This is a genomic window from Flavobacterium sp. ACN2, from assembly GCF_002303885.1.
GTDB lineage: Bacteria > Bacteroidota > Bacteroidia > Flavobacteriales > Flavobacteriaceae > Flavobacterium.
In genome coordinates, this window is record NZ_MRCM01000022.1 from 34,598 (window position 1) to 55,400 (window position 20,803).

Consider the following 20,803-nt stretch of genomic DNA (forward strand, 5'->3'; position numbering starts at 1 on the left):
TCACAATACTTATTACTTATGAATATTATTTTAATAGCGATTATCATTGCGAACGTTGTTATTAGTTACAAAGGTTTTAACGATCTTTATTTTTTTAGAAAATACGAATTTCATGTCGGAAGCATTCGTTCAGGAGAACAGATTAGAATGCTGTCTTCTGGTTTTTTGCATGTAGACATGATGCATTTGATTTTTAATATGCTGACTTTGTATTTCTTTGCTCCTGTAGTTTTAAACTGGCTTGGTAATTTCTCTTTTATCTTGGTTTATTTTGGGAGTTTAATTTTTGGAAGTCTTCTAACCATGCTATTTCATAAGAATGATTATAGCTATCGTGCCGTTGGTGCTTCTGGCGCTGTCACGGGAGTTTTATATTCCGCAATACTATTGCAGCCCGACATGATGCTCGGAATATTTTTTGTGATTCCGATGCCGGCTTATATTTTCGGAATTGTGTATTTATTATACTCTATTTACGGAATGAAAGCCAAAAACGACAATATTGGCCACACAGCACACTTTGGAGGTGCTATAGGAGGATATTTGATTACTTTGATCAAAATGCCATCACTTCTTACAGACCATACCCTAATGGTTATTCTTCTTGCGATTCCGATTTTGATACTTTTTGGAATGGCAAAATTGGGAAAACTGTAATGCTGGCATAACTTTTGAAATGTCTTTTTTAAATATTAAAATTTAACAAAAATGAAAAAACTAGTATTATTTTTAACAATCATGTTTATGACTATGTCTTACGGCCAAGAAATCAAACAAGTACCTCTAATTAATGTTAATGGAGAAGGAAAAGTAAAAGTAGCACCTGATCAGGTTTGTATTTCAGCTTCGGTTGAAACAAAAGGGAATAATGCTAAAGACGTTAAAAAACAAAATGACGAAAAGATGGATGCTGTTTTAAAATTCATCAAAAAAATGAATATCCCAACAGCAGATTTCAAAACAAAACAAGTAGCTCTTAATCCGCAGTACGATTATGAGAAAAAGAAAACTTCTTATAATGCTACACAAACAGTAGAAATCGTAGTGAAAGATTTGGCTAAATACGATGAGTTAATGGAAGGTTTGGTTCAGCAAGGAATTAATAGAATCGATAAAGTTTCTTTTGAAACCTCTAAATTAGCACAATACGAGTCTGAAGCTAGAAAATTAGCGATGAAAGATGCTAAAACAAAAGCGGAAGAATATGTGTCTGTTTTAGGACAAAAAGTGGGTAAAGCTTTTACAATTTCAGACAACTCTCAAATCTATCGTCCACAGCCAATGTATGCTGCTGCTATGAGAATGAAAGAAGCAGACTCAATGGGAGCTTCAAACGAAACTCTTGCAATTGGCGAAATCGAAATTACAGCAAATGTTAGCGTAAGTTTTGTATTAGACTAAACGTTTATAAAATACCAATATTTAAAAATCCAAATTCCAATTCAAACTGGGATTTGGATTTTTTCATTTTATTCAATTAGGCTTGGAATTTGGAATTTGAGTATTAGAATTTAAACCACCTTTATCGGAAGCGTAAAATGAAAAGTACTTCCTTTTCCTTGTTCGCTTTCTACCCAAATTGTTCCTTGATGAATGCTTACAAACTCTTTGCACAGCAATAATCCGAGTCCGCTTCCGAGTTCGTTTTCTGTTCCTTTTTGTAGAACCTTTCCGTTAATTTTAAATAGTTTTTCTTTTATATAGTCCGGAACTCCGATTCCGTTATCTGTAATAGAAATTTCTACTTTTTGATTTGTTTGGACTAGTTTGACTTTAATGTCACCGTTCTTGTCTGTAAATTTAATCGCATTGCTTAGCAAGTTTCGTAAGATGGTGCTAATCATATTTTTATCAACTTCTGCTTCAACAAGGTAAGCCGATTCAAAAGAGATGTTGATGTTTTTATTTAGAGCGACATTTCGGCTTAGTTCTATATTCTCCTCAATCAAGGCATTTAAAAGCACATTCTTTGGATTAAAGGCAATCATTCCAGTTTGTACTCTAGACCAATCTAAAAGGTTCTCAAGTAGTTTATAAATGTTCTTGTTTGAATCGTGCAGAAGCTCTGATATTTCTTTAATTTCTTCTCGACTGTATTGTTCGATATTCTCCAATAAAATTTCAGAAAGAGAAACAGAAGACCCTAAAGGACCTCTTAAATCGTGAGAAATAATAGAAAAGAACTGATTCTTATCGTTTAAAAGCTTTTTAATTTTATGATCCTGCTTTTCTTTTACCAAAAGCAAAAAGCCTACAATGCCAATTAAAGTCAATAAAAATAGGCAAATGCTGTACAAACTATCAAAGGTGTCATTGGAAATAATAAGATCTTGAGGAGATAAATATCTATGAACAATTCGTATTACAATTAGAATTTCAAATGCCATGTAACACAAAACATAAAAAGTCTTAAAAAAGCTTTTTTCCTTTTCTGTAAAATAAGTAATGGTTGGCAATAAATAGATGAAAAATATGCAAATACCACCAATTATGACACGAGTATTCATCGATGCGTCAAAAATCGTGGAAATATTAAAGAATACTATGGATGCTGCCGTAATGGCTATTTGAAAACGATAATGCTTTTTTGCATGCGTTTTAATAAGTGAAAGCATAGCCATCGTCTCAAAGCAACAAGCGCCAAGAATCATAGAATTGGCAATGTTAATAGACGCAAAATCAGGAATAATATTTCGCAAAAGCGCCATTACCCAAGCAAGTGTAAGTATTAATTTGCCCAAGCCAAACCATTTTAAAGTTTTTCTGTTATCGCTAGTGGCATATGAAAATGAAAAACTAAAAATAAGAATGCAGGTAAACAGATTGCCCCAAAAGTAAAGTAGAAATATTGTTTTTGGATCTACCGGTAAGAGTTCAAACATTAGAGGGATTTTGTTTTTAGAAATCGATTTAACAAATATACAAATAAAGTAAACATTCAAGCTAGAGATAACACGACAAGCGCAGTGTTCTAGAACATTTAACAATTTGTTTTCCTTCTAATGTGCTACAAGATTAAACTGTTTTTAAAAATTAACAGCAGTTTATTTTTAAATTAATTTGTGGCATTTTGAAATAACAAACATTCGCTGTAAAATCTTATACTTTAAAAATAGGCAATAGTTTTTACAGTTTTGTGTTATAGATTTAGAAATAACTTTTTTTCAATTTTTTTGTATGTGTTTTTTTGAGAATTATCAAAAAAGATAAAATAGAAAGAACGAATTAATTTACATATTGAATGATTTCTTAGCTTTGTATTAAGTACCACAAAATTCTTTGTTATGCCACTAATTGAACAATCAGAATATAATTCCCCTTCTATTATGCATCGCAACAGGCATGTTTCTACCATTTATGCTGCACTGATTAAGAAATTTGAAGTGCCCGAATATACAAGAGAAAAGCATGAATTGAATGACGGAGATTTTATCAATATCGATTATATTTTAAATGGCTCAAAAAAGGCCGTTATTTTATGCCACGGTTTAGAAGGCGATTCGCGTAGAACGTATAATAACAGCTGTGCGGCCTATTTTAAGCAGAAAGGTTTTTCGGTTTTTGCTTGGAATAATCGTACTTGTGGCGGAGAAATGAATCGCCTTCCAAGGCTGTATCATCACGGTGCAGTTGATGATTTGGACGAAGTGGTTCAGTTTGCTTTGAAAAAAGGATTTGAAGATATTTATCTGATAGGATATTCAATGGGAGGCGTTCAGCTTCTAAATTATTTGGGATGGACAAAAATAGATGAGCGCATAAAAGCTGCCGTTTCAATTTCGGTGCCCACTCATATTGCCACAAGTGCAGAGGTGCTTAAGCAAGGTTTTAACAGAGTTTATTTGAAGAATTTTACCATTGATATTAAAAAGAAACTGAAATACAAAGCGGCTCAATTTCCTGATTTTATCAACCGTGATCAAATAGATAATATTTCTACTTTTGATGAAGTTGATCAATATTTTACGGCTCCGCTTCATGGTTTTGCAAGCCGTGACGATTATTACGAGCGTGTTTCTCCAGAGTTTTCTCTTAAAAACATTACAACTCCAGTTTTAATTATTAATTCGCTAGACGACCCTTTTCTGGGCGAAAGATGTTACCCGAGAACTATTGCCAAAGACAGTGCATTTGTTTATCTAGAAACACCAAAATACGGTGGACATTGTGCTTTTCCGCTTCGTGATTCGGAGTATTCTTATGCAGAGAAAAGAGCTTTTGAGTTTTTTGAATCTTTCAGATTTAACAGTACTTTAATTTAAAAAATAAATTTACTCATCGCCCGAATTCTCAATCTCAGAAGGCGCTTTTTTCCTGATGCTGGTACTCAAATAAAAAAACAATCTTATGGTGTGATTCATGTCATATTGATAGCCAGAGTATTTTTGCTGATATACATTCATATAGCCAAAATCGTAACTCCATTTCGGATTAATATTTTTTCTGATTCCGATAAAAAAGCGGTTTTGATCAAAAGTATTATAAACGACTTCTTCTCCAAAATGCAGCAAAATCTCATCTGAAAGAACCATTTGAGGCCAAGATTTCTTATCGGAGATTCGAAAAGTAAAACTCATCAGATAACGGATTCTATTGGTAAAACGCCAATCGCCACTAGGTTTATCATTAACTATTTTTTCCTGCCAACGCTGTTCATTTCGCAAGCGCTGCAAAATGCTTACATTTCTAAATTTTGTGTTTAACTGTGCCTGCTGATAAATTCTGTTTTCATCTGAAAAAGTACTCCAATCTGGATTTGACGGAGCAAGCCACATATGCGCATATCCTAGATTCAAGGAAATATTTGAATTTGGAATATAGCTGATACCTCCTCTTATAAAATAAAAACTCGGATCGGCGACAAAATCATTCCGCCTAATATGGAAGTCACCAATCACACACCAATGTTCTGCAAATTTGGTAACCGTATTGATAGAAAACCAAGTTTGAAGTTGCTGGTTGATTTCTTTTTTTTGAGTTTGCCCTAATATACTTAATGGAAGTAATAAAATCAGGATTCTGATAAAATTGGTTTTCATATAAATACGATAGAAATTAGTTAAAGGGTAAATTTCTTTTGAATCAGTCTAAGGCAATTATGGAAACAATTATTACAAGTAAAGGTATTCTTTTTTAATGAAGATTTACAGGGTAAGTTTGAAGTTTAATTTGTTTTATAGCAGGTGTTTATGTTTTGTTTAGGTTGAGGTATTAGCAATGATTTTTTTGTGCCCACAAGCCAAAAAGACCTGTGCTTTTTTGAAACAGCTCTTTTTATTTAAAATTTACTTTTATAAGATGTCTTTTATAAGTTTCGTAAGTTGGTCAGATTTTGAGATAAACGAAGATAATCTGAAGTAATGTGAACTAATAGTCTTTGTCTGGTTATATCAGTATATCCAGATTTATTATACTGTGAGTAAATATTTAGCCAGCAAAAAAGTAGAACGAAAAGTGCTTTTCTGTCTATTGTAAAGTTTAAAGAAACATTAAAAAGCTTATGTTCCACAATAATATATTTTGGGTCAATTATAGCATTTTGTTTTTAAAACTTTAATAAAATGTAAAACACTGTTATTTAGTGTGTTATAAAAAATACAACAAAAGTATTAGGATTGAAAAATATCGAAAGTATATTGTCAGTTTGATTAAAATGACGTAATAAATATGTTAAAATTTAACTGTATATTTTTGATATTTAATTGTTTGAATGTTTTGGCGATTTGATTACAGAAAGACAAATTAAATGATTTTAGGGACTTTGTTTTTATAAATAGTAAGCGCTTCCTCAGTAAGAATGTTATAGAAAAATATTGAAAATGATATTTTTTGATTTTATTCAGAAGAAAAAAATGGTAAATTTCAATATAAAACACTGTATGTCATTGTGTTATGTTTTTTTATTTACGTGTTGTTGCATTGTAGTACGGGAAACCGTATTTAAATCATAATTAAAAAGATTACTTTTGTTTTTTTAACATGGAAATAATTACATCTTATGTCCCCAAATAAGTTTATTTTTTTCTTTTTATTGTTTATATCGGTATCCTATTCACAGACTAAACGTCCTGCTGTTGTGGTTAAAGCCAGAGCACAAAAGGATAAAATTTTAGTTCGCTGGGCTATCAATTCTCCAGCCGAATGGCAGAAAGCTAATAAAAAAGGATTTACAATTACCAGAACTACAATTCTACGCGACGGTAATGTCTTGCCTAAACCCGAAAAAGTACTTCTTACTTCTAAACCATTAACTCCCGAGCCACTAGATTCTTGGATTGATTTTGTACAGAAAGACAATAATGCGGCTATTATTGCCCAATCTATTTATGGCGAGAGTTTTGAAGTAACTGGTGCAAAAGAAGGTGATTTGGCAAAAATAGTTAATATGGCCGACGAACTAGATCAGCGATATACTTTTGCTTTGTATGCTGCAGACATGAGCTTTGAAGGAGCTGTAAAAGCCGGCTGGGGGTATGTAGATGCAGATGTAAAGAAGAATGAAGTATATGCTTACCAAGTAAAGGTTTTTGAAAGTCCGCAGGTAAAAGAAGCTTCCTATATGATTGGTCTAAAAGATTATTCGGTTCTGCCTGCTCCAACAGACTTTATTGCTGTTCCAGACGATAGAAAAGTACTGCTTTCTTGGGATTATGAAACCTTCAAAAGAATTTATACCTCGTTTATGGTTGAAAAATCTTCAGACGGAATCAATTATACGCCAATATCAAATACCGCTTTAGTTAACTTAAACGATAAAGACGAGAATCCGTCCAAAAACATGTACTTTGTTGATACACTTAGTGTAAACGACAAAGTTTATCATTATAGATTATACGGTATAACTTCGTTTGGAGAAAAAGGAGAACTTACAAAACCTATAACAGCGACAGGTGTTGCCGCTGTAGTAACTCCGGCAAGATTGGTAGATTATGCGATTATAAATTCTAATGAAGTGAATCTTGAATGGGATTATCCGAAAGAATCAGAAGGATTTATTCAAGGTTATGAAATTAATTTAGCAAGTAATGATAAAGGGCCTTATAGAGTGGTCTCTAAAATTATTCCTCCATCTGAAAGGAAACTCAAGTTTAAAGAAGAACTGTATCCGTCCAATTATTTCACCATTTCGGTTGTTGGAAAAAACAATCAGAGATTAACCTCTCAAAGTATGCTGGTACAGCCAGTCGATTCTATACCGCCAGCCAAACCAATCGGACTGGAAGGAGTAATTGATAGTCTTGGAACGGTTAGGCTAAAATGGAAACCCAATACAGAAAAAGATCTTCGCGGATACCGAATACTAAAAGCCAATACGGCAGGAGAGGAGTTTGTAGATATTTACCATCAATCTTACAGCGGTTCAGAGTATAAAGACAGCGTGAGTTTAAAAATGACCAACAGTAAAGTTTATTATAGAATTGCTGCTGAGGATATGCGTTATAATATCTCTGATCCTTCTGATATCCTGGTATTGGATAAACCCGACAAAATTCCGCCAGCCGCACCTATTTTTAAAGATTATGATAATAAAGACGGTAAAGTACACTTAAAATGGATACGAAGCTATAGTGAAGATGTTGTCAGTCATAGTTTAAGAAGAAGAGAAAAAGGACAGGAAAAATGGGTCGAAATCAAACAAATAAATGATACGATTCAGGAATTTACAGATGATCGAATAGAAAACAAAAAGATTTATCAATACGCTATTCTGGCTAAGGATAAAAGTAATCTATGGTCTTCGTTAGATCATTCAGTTATAACGGTTAGTGTGTTAAATTTTACGCCAGTAAAAGTGATTACATTTTCGCAAGGAACAGCAGATAGAGAAAATAGAAAAATAGTTCTTTCTTGGGATTATGCAAAGAATAAAGGTAAGGTTTTAGGTCTAAGTATTTATAAAAATGAAAAAGGGCTCCCGCCAACTTTATGGAAAGAGTTAAACGGAACTGTTTTTACTTTAGAAGATAAAAATTTGAAAATTAATAAAGAATACGAATATCATCTGGTCCCAAGTTTAGAAAATGATAGTCCAGCAAAACCAGAGACCTTAACAGTTATTTATTAAGCCTATGAAGAAATTTTACTTATTTGTCATCTTATTGGTTTGTGGAATAGAATATGCTCAAGGTCAGACTGCGCCAATAGGTTTTTATGAAGTTGTTTTTAATGGCTGGACTTATGGAGATGAGCATCACAATTGCGGGACAGCATATGTTATGATGGAGTTTAATACTCCTGCAGATAACTATAAAGCTCTAGATATCACTTATGACGACGATAGGGCTACTACCAATCATACAGACGTAAAGAGTACCTTCAGAGCAGATAAAACACCAGTCTCTATGCTTTTTTCTGCTTCAAGGTATGATCGAGTATCTTGTCGAGGGAATAGGCCTTATAATATGGGTAGAGTTGTAAGAACAGATAAATTTCGTTGTTATGATCTTACTTTTGAGTTTAAACAATTTAAAAATGTTGGCAGTGATGGGGAAGGACTTGGTCGTTCTTCATTTAATGTAAAGGTTCATCCACTGCTTGTAATTGTACAACCATCAAGAAATGAACTGCCGACAGATACTGATGTTACGATTGCTTCAAGCACAGGATTTTTTCCGTCTGAGTACAATTGGGAGTATTCGTTTGATTATACAGATCCAGATAGTTGGGTCCCCATGCCGCAATTTGCAACAAAGTCAAGTTTTACAACTAATGCAAAAGGAATTTTAGGTAATAATGCCGGAGAACATCATGGCAAAAAGATTTACATTAGACAAGTAGCGTGTAATTCTGTCTCTAATATAGTTACTTATATTGTACGCCAATCAGCTCCTTTAATTGAATCTTATCAAGAACAAGAAATGACATGTTTTGGTTCTAATGATGCTAAAGTAAATGTAAAATTCAACAGACCTTTATTTAATACCGAAAAATTGATTTTTAGTATTAAACGTTTTGATGAAATTCTAAATGTGTGGACCGACGTAATTTGTTCCGGACAAGCAGATAAGAACTCATTTAATGGAAGTAATTTTATAGCACCATGTAATTTTGAAAAAGGACAGTATAGCCTAACATTCGCTGGATTTATTAATGATGCCACTACGAGCTCTATATATATAGATAGTAGCCCTTATAAATTTAATATAGGCGCGCCCGATCCTGTAGATTTTTCGATTAAGAAAAAGAATGATATTAATTGTCATGGCGGTTTAGACGGTGCAATAACGGTAACGGCTACTGGAGGAGCAAAAAATGGCATTTTTCAATATTCTACCGATCATGGGGTAAATTGGAAAGATTTTGAAAATGGAGCGACAACTTCTATAGAAGGTCTTACATTAGGCTATCATTATGTTAAAGTTCGAAAAATAAAAGATGCATCTGACATACTTGGCTGTATAGCGCTAACGCCAGAAAACAAGGAAAAAGAATTATCAGAAGAAATTACCCAGCCTGACGGGCCGCTTGTTGTAGAAGGTAAAGTTTCAAAATCGAATCCTACTTTTCACAAAGCTGAAAATGGTACAATAACAGCTTCAATTTCGGGTGGAACGCCTATAAAAGGTAATTCGTATGCTTTTATTTGGACAAATAGTAAAAATGATAAGATCGATGCAAGTAAGTCATCTACTCAATTTGCCAATAATGTTTTTACAATTTCATTAAAGAACGTTCCCGCCGATACTTATAAATTATCTGTAACAGACGAAAGAAATTGTTTGATAGATCAACAAATAGATCCAAATTTAGAAGTTACATTAATTAATCCCGATCCAATTGAAATTAAAATTACAGTGGAGCAACAGATTTCTTGTAATTCAGAAAGCCTAAATCCGATTGGTGGTGAAAGTAAATCCGCAGACGGAATATTAAAAGCTACAGTAAGCGGGGGTGTGCCATTTGAAGGAGGAAATAATGGTGGTCAGCCTTATAAAATTTTCTGGTCAAAATATAATGAGGATACCAAAGAATGGGATGAATTGTCTGAGTATAAAAAACTACTTGCCGAAAATCTTTCTGAAGGTTCCTACTCTTTAAATGTTGAAGACGCCAATGGAATAGTACAGGGAACTTACGATACAGAAAAACTCTTAGAAGCAAAACCAGCTACTCAAAAAATTTCCGAACCTGATAAAATACAGCTATCCTATACTTGGGGAGATGTTTCGTGTCATAAAGGCAATAACGGATGGGCAACTGTAACAGCAATAGGAGGAACTGGTGTTTATACTTATAAATGGTATAATACAGGAAAAGGAACTGCCGATGAAAATAAAATATCAAATTTAATTAAAGGAACGTATACTATTGAGGTTACTGACGAAAATGGATGTTTTAGTACATTAGATATAGATATAGATGAGCCGGATTTCGCTGTAAGTATTAATTATGAGACATTAAAACCCCCTACTTTTTCAGGTGGTTCTAATGGTAAAATTATAGCAGAAATAAAGGGAGGAACAGAATTTGATCCTACATCAAATGAAGGCAGGCTATATAATTACGAATGGAAAAATTCGACAGGAAAGGTACAAAATCCAAATGCAGAAGTAATAAATGGAGTTTATACGATTACCTTAAATAACGTTCCGGCAGATTTTTATTATTTGACTGTAACAGATAAAAATTACAACGAAGCGACTGGCCAGACAGTTAATTGTACGGTTGCAGAATCTGAAGTTCAATTGACGGAACCAGATCCTATAAAAGTGGTTTTCAAAATTGTTCAGACTATTTCTTGTAATGCCAAAAATGAGTTTGGAGACAATACCGATACAACTCCAAAAGATGATCAAAGAGATGAATCTCAAGATGGAATTTTGAAGGCTTATGTTACAGGTGGAATTCCGCTTCCATTAGATGAAAATAATGGATTGCCGTATTATTTTTATTGGAAAAAACAAAAAGACGATGGTTCTTGGATGGAGTTAAAGAACATACAAGGAGAAACAGCTTCAAACCTTTCTTATGGAACTTATGCGCTTAATGTAAAAGACAGAAATGGAATTGTTTTAGGAACTTATGTTAACAATGAGCTTGTAGAGGCGATAGATGTTACGCAATTTATGGATCAGCCACCAGTATTGTCTGTGAAAATCGAAAAGGGAGATGTTTTTTGTAATGGAGGTAATGACGGATGGGCAACTGCAACTGCAGAAGGAGGAAGTGGAGATTACACTTATGAATGGTCTAATGAAGTTAAATCGGATAAAAATACCGTTTTAAAAACAGGAAATTATTGGGTAATTGCAACAGATAAAAAAGGCTGTACGGCTTACGCTGAAGTTTTTATCGATCAGCCAAAAGCGCCGCTTGCGATTAAATATACAGAGGTTGTAAATCCGAGTTTCTACAAAGCAACAAATGGAAAAATTGTTGTTGAGGTTACAGGCGGAACTATCGCTACAGACAATACCTATTGGTTTGAATGGAAAAACAGTAAAGGAATAACACAAACCAGCACAAGCACGAGCTTTAGCAATAACACTTATACAATATCGTTAACAGGTCTTCCTGAGGAAACTTATACTTTAACGGTACGTGATGCTAATTACAATGCGGCGACAAATAAAACGAGTTGTACCGTAGCTAATTCCGTTATTGAATTAGACGATCCAGATCCGCTTGAAGTTACTTTTGAAGTGATTCGTACTATTTCTTGTAATGTGAGTAATGAATTTGGAAATGAGATTGATGCTAATCCTCTAGATAATCAAAGAGATGAGTCGCAAGACGGAATTTTAAAAGCGAATGTAACAGGAGGTATTCAGCTTGCTAAGGAGAAAAATAATGGATTGCCTTATTATTACACTTGGAAGAAAAAACAAGCCAACGGTTCTTGGGCTATCTGGAATGATACAGGAGATACAGCTGAATATCTTTCTGAAGGAACTTATGCACTAAACATTGAAGACGCCAACGGAATAAAATTGGGAACTTATGTGAATAATGTTTTAGTCAAAGAGATTGATGCTGAGAAGTATATTCCACAGCCGGATCAGTTGAAATTAACCTTTACAAAGTTTGATGTGGGCTGTACAACTGGAGATGACGGTTGGGCAGAAGTGCATGTAACAGGTGGAACGCCGCCTTATACATACGAATGGACAAACGGAGAAACAACTTCTAGAATAGAAAACATTACGACAAACAATTATTTTGTAATAGCGACAGATGCAAAAGGATGCGTAGTTCAAGGAAGTATTTTTGTGGGAGATCCTAACGGAATACTATCAACAGAAACGGTTAAAAATCCTATTTGCTATAAAGGAAACGACGGATCTATAGAACTTAATGTTACAGGAGGTAATTTGCCTTATACGTATTTATGGAATACAGGAGCCGTTACCAAAGATTTAAATAATCTTACTGCTGGAAATTATGAAGTTACGATTACTTGTCCAGAATGTTGCGTTTATAAAAAGCGATTTGTTTTAAAAGATCCTGAGCCAGTTATTGTCAACGTTGGTCCAGATCGAACTTTATGTATTGACCAAAGTCTAGATTTGGATGCTTCAATAAAAGATCCGCAAGCAAAATACAGCTGGACTTCTACAAACGGATTCACTTCAAATGAAGCAAAAATCAATGTATCAAAAGCAGGAACATATCATGTAAAAGCTACTACGGCTTTAGGTTGTATTGGCGAAGATGAAATTGTAATTAAAACCAGCCAATTAGCAATTAGCGCAGAATTTTTATTGAGTTCTCAGGCGTATTTAGACGAGGAAGTAATTTTGGTTAATACCAGCAGTCCTTTTGGCGAAAGTACAGATTGGGTTGTTCCAAATGGAGTAAAAGTTGTTGAGCAAAAAGAAAAATACATCACCTTAAAGTTTGATGCAATTGGAGTGTATTCAATAGGCTTAAAGCAGACACAAGGAGAATGTTACGCAGTTTATACCAAGAACATTATGGTAGAACAACGCGGCACATTGCCAAATACCGAAACGGCATCTCAATTTATTATAGATTTTATTGTAACCCCAAATCCGAACAATGGTAATTTTAAAGCAATTGTAAATTTAGAAAACAACAGTGCGATAAATTTAAGACTGTTCTCATCTTCTGGACAAAATACTATGATTCAAAAACAAGACTCAGGAAAGAAAAAGTACGAAGTAGACTTTAATACTTCACTACAATCGGGTATGTATATTTTAGTATTGGAGACAGGACAGCAAACATTGGTTAAAAAAATTATCATCAATTAAAAAATGAAGAACCTTTTCAACAACATATATCTCTTTGTTCTATTTCTGTTTTTTAATGCAGTTGGATATGCACAATTATATCCAGTTCAATTAACACCAGTTTTCAATAGTCCGTATAGCGTCAAAATATCCGATTATGCAACAAGCATGGATACGAAGATGCAATTGTTGATTAATCCAACCGATATCTCTATCTCTCAAAGAAGAGTACGCTTGAAACTGTACATACAAGGCAACGGATTAAATATTCAAACCTCTGATTATGCACAGGAACAAAGACCAATATATATAAATGGAGGGGAACTGCAAACCTTAACCAATGTTGATATTGCATCGCTTTTTAGGTTAGAAAACCTGCAAGGAATATCTGCAGCGCAATATGCAAACCCGCTGCCAGAAGGAATGTACAATTTTTGCTTTGAGATGTACGATTTTGTAACAAATCAAAAAATATCTCAAAAAAGCTGTGCCAGTTTATACCTGATATTAAATGATCCGCCGTTATTAAATACACCTCAAAAAAACGAACAAATTGCTTCGACAGAGTTTCCTAATATTTTATTTACTTGGACGCCGCGTCAGATCAACGCAACAAATGTTTCGTATAAATTTGAGCTAAAACAGCTTTTAGATCCAACATTAGATCCTCAAATTGGGTTTCAAATGTCGCCGACTTTATACGAAGAAACTTTATTTAGCACGGCTGTTTTGTACAATTTAAGTATGCCAATACTGACTCCAGGTTTGCGTTACGCATGGAGAGTACGAGCGATTTCGACAACGGGACTTTCAGAAAATGCTGTTTTTAAAAATGACGGATATAGCGAAATATATTCTTTTAAATATACGGCTTCATGTACCGCGCCGACATTTTTATTAAGCGAATCCCAAAGTTCGAAAAGTGTAAAAATAACTTGGGAAGGAGTGCCAGAGCATACGCGCTATCAGGTACAATATAAAAAACAAGGTGTTCGTAATGCACAGTGGTTCTCGTCAAATAGTTTAAACAAACAAAGTTTAATTACCAATTTAGAGCCAGGGGTAACCTATGAATTTAGAGTGGGATCGAGCTGTGATCCGGCTGAAGACGGAATTCAGTCGTTTACTTATTCTAATATAAGCACTTTTACTACACCAATAGAAAGTAGTGGTGTTCCTGCATACAATTGTGGTATCGTTCCGCAAATCAATATTCAGAATCAAAAACCGCTAACCAATTTAATTCAAAGCGAGACATTTAGAGCTGGTGATTTTCCTGTAACTATTTTAGAACTAAGAGGAGAAAACAGCCCATATTCTGGACTTGGATATATCATTGTTCCTTATTTAGCCGATACTAAAATTGCGGTAGAGTTTAAGGATATTGTGATCAATACCGATTATCAATTGATCAGTGGTGTTGTAGAAACGAGCTATAACCCAGATTGGAAAAATGTTACCGACATTGAAGATTTCACTGGTGAAGGTAAAGGCGGGCAAATTGAAGAAAAAGTTCCATTTGTAATCAAAGATATTATCATTAATGCTAATGGAGATATACTTGTAAATGGTGTTGACGGCGAGCAGATAACCATTCCTGGCGGAAAAGATACTGTAATTACAGACAGCGGTGTTGTAGATAAAGACGGAAAAGTTGTTGTTCCTCCAAAAGTTTACACGGTAGACAGTGAAGGAAATGGAAGCAATCAAGGTGTTGCAGTTGCCGAAGGAGGCAAACCATCGCCAGAAAATACAGATGGCGTAGATAAAAGTGGTCAAGCCACAGCATTTACCGCCAAAGGTATTTCGATTGCTTTTTCTGGAAACGGAAGCAAGTATGCTTTTGATGTAATGCCAGAAAATGCATCTGCAGCGCTAAAGAAATTGTATGCCAAAGCAGGCGATAACATCTTGCCTTATAAAGCCGTTTTAAATGGCGATTCAGATACAATGTTGGCTACGGTAACCCTTACAGATGCCAAAATAAATCTCGATAGTATTGTTTTTAAAACCCAGAATGGAGCAAAAATTGACTTTACAAGAAATGATAAAATATTTGTTCTTACTGTAAAAGGGAGTTTAACGTACGCCGAAGAACAAATATTAGCAACCGTAAAACAAGGTGATAAATGGCAGGTTATTGGTGCATTCATGCTCGTTCATATTTCACCAAAAGATGTTAATGTGGCCTTGGTTCCTACTGATGATGTCTCTGCAAATAAGTTAAATGAAATTATTGCCGAAACACAGAGGATTTATAGTAAAATTGGAGTTAAAATTAACTTTAAGAAGGAGGCTATTTTTAATATAGATAAGATAGTTTCAGGCAACGTAATTCAAACCGAGAAAAATACTATTACTTCTACTTACAGTGCAGAACAGCTAAAGATAAATGCATCATATCAAGGTTCGCGTGATGGTTATGTTTTGTTTATTACAAACAAAACTTCCAGCACAAAACAAGATGGATATATGCGTTTAAATGGACAATTTGGATATGTATTCGCGAAAGCTAATAATGGCAAAGAAAATCTTGCTACTGCAGCTCATGAGTTAGGGCATGGAATCTTTAAGCTAGAACATCCTTTTGAACAGTATAAAACAGCAGAAGGTAGTACCAGTTTCTTAATGGATTACAGTACCACAAGTACTCTTTTAAACCATTTGGATTGGAAACAGATTAATGATCCTGCATTTAAATTATATGCGTTTCAGAGTCAGAATAGTGGGGAATTAGTGTCTGGAGGATCAGATGGATTAGAGAATCTAGTAATGATTTTAAAAAGCTTAGGTACAGATTCATTTATCAAATGTTCATTATGTGCAGGAGAAAAATTTGAAGCAGTAGGAGGTTTTGATGGATCAAAAGGACAATATAGAAAGCTCTCATTCAAAAACAATACTTATATATGTTTATTAGCATCACTAAAAGAAGGCAGGAAAATAGATATTATAACTGATGATATATTAGTTGATAAAGATGATATAGCAAAGTATAGATCTGAATTTGCTAATTTGATTGAAGCTACAAAATCAGTTTTCGAAAATAAACAGGATTTATTAGCTGTAATTAGTAATAATACTGATTTAGTTTCTTGTGATGTTATATATCCTTTCAGTAATGAAATCTGTTCAGGGGGTAAAATGGTAGATGATCAAACACGATTAAATATAAGCAAAGAATTAGATGCTTGTTATTATTCTGAGTTTGTGCCTAAAGTGATTGCTAATAATTTGAAAGAAATTGCTAGAAATTCTAGAAGTAATCAGGGAATTGAACTTGTAAGTGGAGGAAAGGTTTATAAATTAAATGGAGATAATGCAGAGGAAGTTAAGAGCCCGTTAAGTGATGATGATATTAGAAATGGAAAATGGAATGATGCAACACAAGATGTAAAAATTAGAATAACTCAAGATAAAAATGGAGTTTTTCAATATCAAGCAGTTGGAATTCGAAATACTGTTGCAATAGCTTCAGGAAAAATTGCTTTTCAAAACATTGATGCTTCTAAACTTAAAAGAGATCTTGCGACATATGTAGAAAATAAAGCAAATCTCTTTTTTCAAAAATACAATGTCACTAAAGCAGATTTATCTCCTGAAAAAGCTGGAGTAAATTTAAATAATGATAAAGAAGTTTTTGCTGACGGAAAGAAAATAGAAATAGACAATAAAGCAACATTTTTAAAAATTTCATCAGAAGGATTTGGTCTTTTAAATACATTTTTACAAACTGCAACGGTAGAAGAATCTGCTTATTTGCGTAGTACTGAAACGACTTCGACTATTCATGCACCAGGACTTGTGACAGGTACTGTAGAAAGTGGAGCAACGGTTGTAACAGATGTTACTAGTCTTTGTAATATGGTTTATGATTTATCTGTTGATGAGAAAGCAAGAACAGAAATGTGGACTGGACTTGTTAAGATGAAAAATGCCGTAGAAGATGAACCTTCAGGAGTGATACCAATTTTTGTTCAAATGTTGAGCGGTAATACGAATGACGAATGGGCGGAAATAGCGAATAGTCAAACGGATGAAGGTAAAAAGGGACATTTGTACTCTAGAGGTGTAGTAACCTCAGTAAAAAGTGTTATTGCAGGAGGAGCACTTATAACAAAACTGCCAAAACTTGCTGACGATTTAGTAGTTAAGATAAAAACAGTTAAAGACGTTATTAATACTCTTAAACATTTCAATATTGCTGAGGAATTTGCTAAAGGAAACAAGATTGTAACTAACACTATAGAGTGGGGAACAAAGAGCTTTAAGCTCAAATGGGAAAGAGTTGGTAATAAAATAACCTTTGGAGATAGAAGTGATTTAGCTAAAATTTTAGGAACGACTGATAATATTGAAGCGCACCATATAATGCCTTGGAAAGTCTGTGAAGGACATGAAATTGTGCAATTGGCTGCATTGGATGGATTTCATCCTAATATGGTTGAAAATGGAATAGGCTTGGAGAAATACTCTAAATTAGTAGGAGAGGGAATGCATGGCAATCATCCAGCATATGATGCTTATATAAAAGATAGGTTAACTAAATATGCGTCGATGAACCCTAATTTAACTCCAAATGAAGCTAATGTGTTTTTACAAAAAGAACTAATTCCAGAATTAAAAACATATATTTCTAATGCGAAAAATAGTGAATTAAATTTGAATGAATATTTTAAACAAGTGGTGAATAAAAATGCAAACATATCAGGTTATTAATTATGAAAAAATATTTAGACTTTACAACCTCTAATGATATCGATATTATAGGTTATTATCCTCAAGTATCGAATACAGAAAATAATCTTTTTGGTTCACCATTTGCACCAAAAAGAATTAATTATGGAGAAATTCCAGAAGAAATACCTCATTTGGAATTACAATTTAATAAAAATACTAAAGTTACAGATTTGTTAAGTACATATAATCCTTATTTTGGTTTTCTTGTTAGTGAAAGGCTTGAAAAAATTATTTCAAGTTTTCATCTTCCACCCCATAAATTTTATCCTATTAAAATAATTCGAGGAGACCATATGTTAAATTATTTTTGGTTTAATTTCTTTGATAATTTATTTGATTTTATTGACTTAAAAAAATCAACAATAGAAATTTATCATAAGTTTAACTTCAATGTTTTAGATACGTTATCAATTGATTCAGAAGAAAATTTGAAAAAGATAAATTCTAATTTGGATTTTGAAAAAAGTATTCGATTAAAAGAACTTTTTTTTAATGCAAATTTTCCAAATTATGACATTATAACGAATAATATTATGGGGAGTGGTAATTTTATTTCAGAAGCTTTGAGGGATTCTTTAAATGAAAACAATATCACTGGTTTTCTTGCAATTCCGACAGATGTAATTGTTAGATAGTTTTAGGAATAAAATATTTAGATGAAAAACAAAATTTAAGGAAAAATATCTCAGCTTAATTCAAAAACTAAAAAATGAAAAAAAATCTTTTAACCCTAATAGTAATGCTAATTAGCATTTGTGGTTTTGCGCAAAAATTAAAAATTGATAAAGGAGAACTAAAACTAGACGAAAAAACAATAGGTTTTGTAGAAGGTAAAAAACCGCTTTTTACCATTTTTAGTTTAGATAAAAGTTATTCAATTACGGCAGAACTAAAGAAAGCTCCAAACGAAGATTCTATGGTATTGCCATGGATTGAAATTAAAGATGAAGCGACGGGGAAATCGAACGAATTAGAATTTAAGAATAAAAGCAGAAAATTTAGCGCCTTCAATTACGACCGTAGTATAGTCTATGAATTATTGGATAGAGGTATGGTAGGAGTAGAAGGTTTAAACAAAGAAGCAATTGAAAGTTTTATCAATGGTGAATCAGCAGGTATAGCCGCAAAGCGTTTGGGCGTTCAAGGCGAAATAGATAATGCTGGTAAAATTGCAGATACTTATCAGTTAGCGATCGATGATTATGGTACAATTTTTAGCGTTAAGGCACAAAATAAAGATATAGACGATAAAAGAATTGGGTTTATCAAAATGACATCGCCTTCTCAAAATGGAGATTTGAAATATGAAGTAATGGACCTAGATAATAATTTAGTAGGAACTTGGTTTGCCAGAGGCGGTATGTTCTCAGGATATGAAAAACTATTAAATCAGGAAGTCATTACATTCAACGGGAAAGTCTTCAAAGCGACTTTCGACAATAGAGGAAACCCTACAGGTTACAAAATGAGCAAAGATATAACAGCAATAAATATCGTGAGAGTTTTGGTTGGAAATGGATATACTTTAGGAAGTCAGTCTAAATAGAATTTTAAAAAAAATGTATAAAATAATTAAAATGAAAAAAACAGTCTTATTAGCCGCAGTATTGCAACTTTTTATGGTACTAGGCAGCTGTAGCTCAGATTCAGATAGTCCTTCAACTCCTGAACCGCCAATTGTTGTAATAAAAGCTGCAAAAGTAACATCATTCTCTAAAAACTTTGGAGAAGCAGGAGAAACCATTACAATCTATGGTGAAAATTTTTCTGATAAGATAACAGATATTAAAATTGCCTTTGATGGAGTTTCTGCTACAGTTGTTTCATCAACAGCTACTGAGATTGTATTCAAACTGCCGTCAACTGAAAAATTAGTTCCACAATTGTCTTTAACAATTGAGAATAGAACCATTACAAATGAAGTTAAGAATGCTTATCAAGGAAATATAGGCGTTTTACCTAAATCATCTACTACTGATTGGTTTACAATGGACAACGTTCTAAAAAATGAGAATAAAGTCTATAGTGTTCAAGTCGTTAGCGATAAAATAATGTACTATTCTATGGCAGACTACGGAGGAAGCGGAGTTTACAGAACTCTTGATGGAGGTATTACTTTTGTAGAATGGGGAAGAACTGGTTTTTCTGGAGCTTTTTCGGCTACTAAAAATGATGAAGGCTGGGCGGATACAGCATTTGGAATTCAAAAGGTACCTGTTGGAGGTTCTCCAAAAATGGATTTTATCAGCGCAACAACAAAAGACATTTATTACTCTGTTTATGTTGATGATGATATGAAAAAGGGAACTATTATTACTTCATACGGAGATGTTTACAGCACAGCTGATGGAGTTGAGTTTTCACAAGTCTATGATGCTCATTTAAGTGATAAAGGTTTCGAGCCAGGATCTATAACCAAATCTGATGAAATTGACAATGATCATATTTGGGCTATTGGTATGAAAAAAGTGGAAAATATATATTATCCTTTTATTTTATTTAAAAATAATGAAACTGATGGTTGGAAGGAACATTATTTTGCAAGTGAACCAAATACTATAGCGGCAGAAGTATCTTTTGCAGATAAGGCAAATGGTTATTTTTTAATTAATAACTCTACCATTTACAAAACTACAGATGGCGGTGATACTTGGACTAAAATTTATAGTGGAGAGAAATTCACAAAATTGGTATTTAAAGATGCTAATACGGGTTGGGCAGTTTTAGAAAACAAAATTTACAAAACAGTAGATGGAGCTAAAACATGGACGCTTGATTATACAAATACGCAAGCGATCAAATCAATTGGCTATAAAAACAATATTGTTTGGGCTATTTCTATAGATAAAATTATCAAGCGTTATCTATAA

The 20,803-nt window shown here is 33.4% G+C and carries 11 protein-coding genes; 9 read left to right on the forward strand and 2 right to left on the reverse strand.

The window, feature by feature from the left end:
- Positions 1-18: 18 nt before the first annotated feature.
- Both BSF41_RS21650 and BSF41_RS21655 read left to right on the forward strand, forming a co-directional pair.
- Entirely contained in the window at positions 19-657 is a 639-nt protein-coding gene (locus tag BSF41_RS21650) for a rhomboid family intramembrane serine protease (protein WP_095931565.1), read from the forward strand.
- 51 nt (positions 658-708) lie between these two features.
- Positions 709-1,401, forward strand: coding sequence for an SIMPL domain-containing protein (locus BSF41_RS21655; protein WP_095931566.1), 693 nt, complete (start codon positions 709-711; stop codon positions 1,399-1,401).
- Between the two features lie 110 nt (positions 1,402-1,511).
- Here BSF41_RS21655 and BSF41_RS21660 read toward each other — a convergent pair whose 3' ends face one another.
- Positions 1,512-2,741 (reverse strand): sensor histidine kinase KdpD, encoded by a 1,230-nt coding sequence (locus tag BSF41_RS21660; RefSeq protein ID WP_172426954.1) that lies wholly within the window; start codon positions 2,739-2,741, stop codon positions 1,512-1,514.
- 543 nt (positions 2,742-3,284) lie between these two features.
- On the opposite strand from BSF41_RS21660, the gene BSF41_RS21665 reads away from it, so the two are divergent.
- Positions 3,285-4,262 (forward strand): YheT family hydrolase, encoded by a 978-nt coding sequence (locus BSF41_RS21665; protein ID WP_095931568.1) that lies wholly within the window; start codon positions 3,285-3,287, stop codon positions 4,260-4,262.
- A 9-nt stretch (positions 4,263-4,271) separates the two neighbouring features.
- Here the strand turns inward: BSF41_RS21665 and BSF41_RS21670 are convergent, their stop codons facing one another.
- Positions 4,272-5,039 (reverse strand): DUF2490 domain-containing protein, encoded by a 768-nt coding sequence (locus tag BSF41_RS21670; protein ID WP_095931569.1) that lies wholly within the window; start codon positions 5,037-5,039, stop codon positions 4,272-4,274.
- Between the two features lie 959 nt (positions 5,040-5,998).
- On the opposite strand from BSF41_RS21670, the gene BSF41_RS21675 reads away from it, so the two are divergent.
- From BSF41_RS21675 to BSF41_RS21700, 6 genes are all read left to right on the forward strand, one after another.
- Complete coding sequence (locus BSF41_RS21675) at positions 5,999-8,065, forward strand: fibronectin type III domain-containing protein (protein WP_095931570.1); 2,067 nt, start codon at positions 5,999-6,001, stop codon at positions 8,063-8,065.
- 4 nt (positions 8,066-8,069) lie between these two features.
- Complete coding sequence (locus BSF41_RS21680; protein ID WP_095931571.1) at positions 8,070-13,214, forward strand: T9SS type A sorting domain-containing protein; 5,145 nt, start codon at positions 8,070-8,072, stop codon at positions 13,212-13,214.
- A gap of 3 nt (positions 13,215-13,217) precedes the next feature.
- On the forward strand, positions 13,218-17,912 hold the full coding sequence (locus BSF41_RS21685; RefSeq protein ID WP_095931572.1) for an AHH domain-containing protein: 4,695 nt from the start codon (positions 13,218-13,220) through the stop codon (positions 17,910-17,912).
- 2 nt (positions 17,913-17,914) lie between these two features.
- A complete protein-coding gene (locus BSF41_RS21690) occupies positions 17,915-18,568 on the forward strand; it encodes an imm11 family protein (protein ID WP_095931573.1) in 654 nt (217 codons plus the stop codon).
- 74 nt (positions 18,569-18,642) lie between these two features.
- A complete protein-coding gene (locus tag BSF41_RS21695) occupies positions 18,643-19,479 on the forward strand; it encodes a hypothetical protein (RefSeq protein ID WP_095931574.1) in 837 nt (278 codons plus the stop codon).
- A 31-nt stretch (positions 19,480-19,510) separates the two neighbouring features.
- Positions 19,511-20,803: an IPT/TIG domain-containing protein gene (locus BSF41_RS21700; protein ID WP_172426955.1), complete on the forward strand. Its 1,293-nt coding sequence runs from the start codon at positions 19,511-19,513 to the stop codon at positions 20,801-20,803.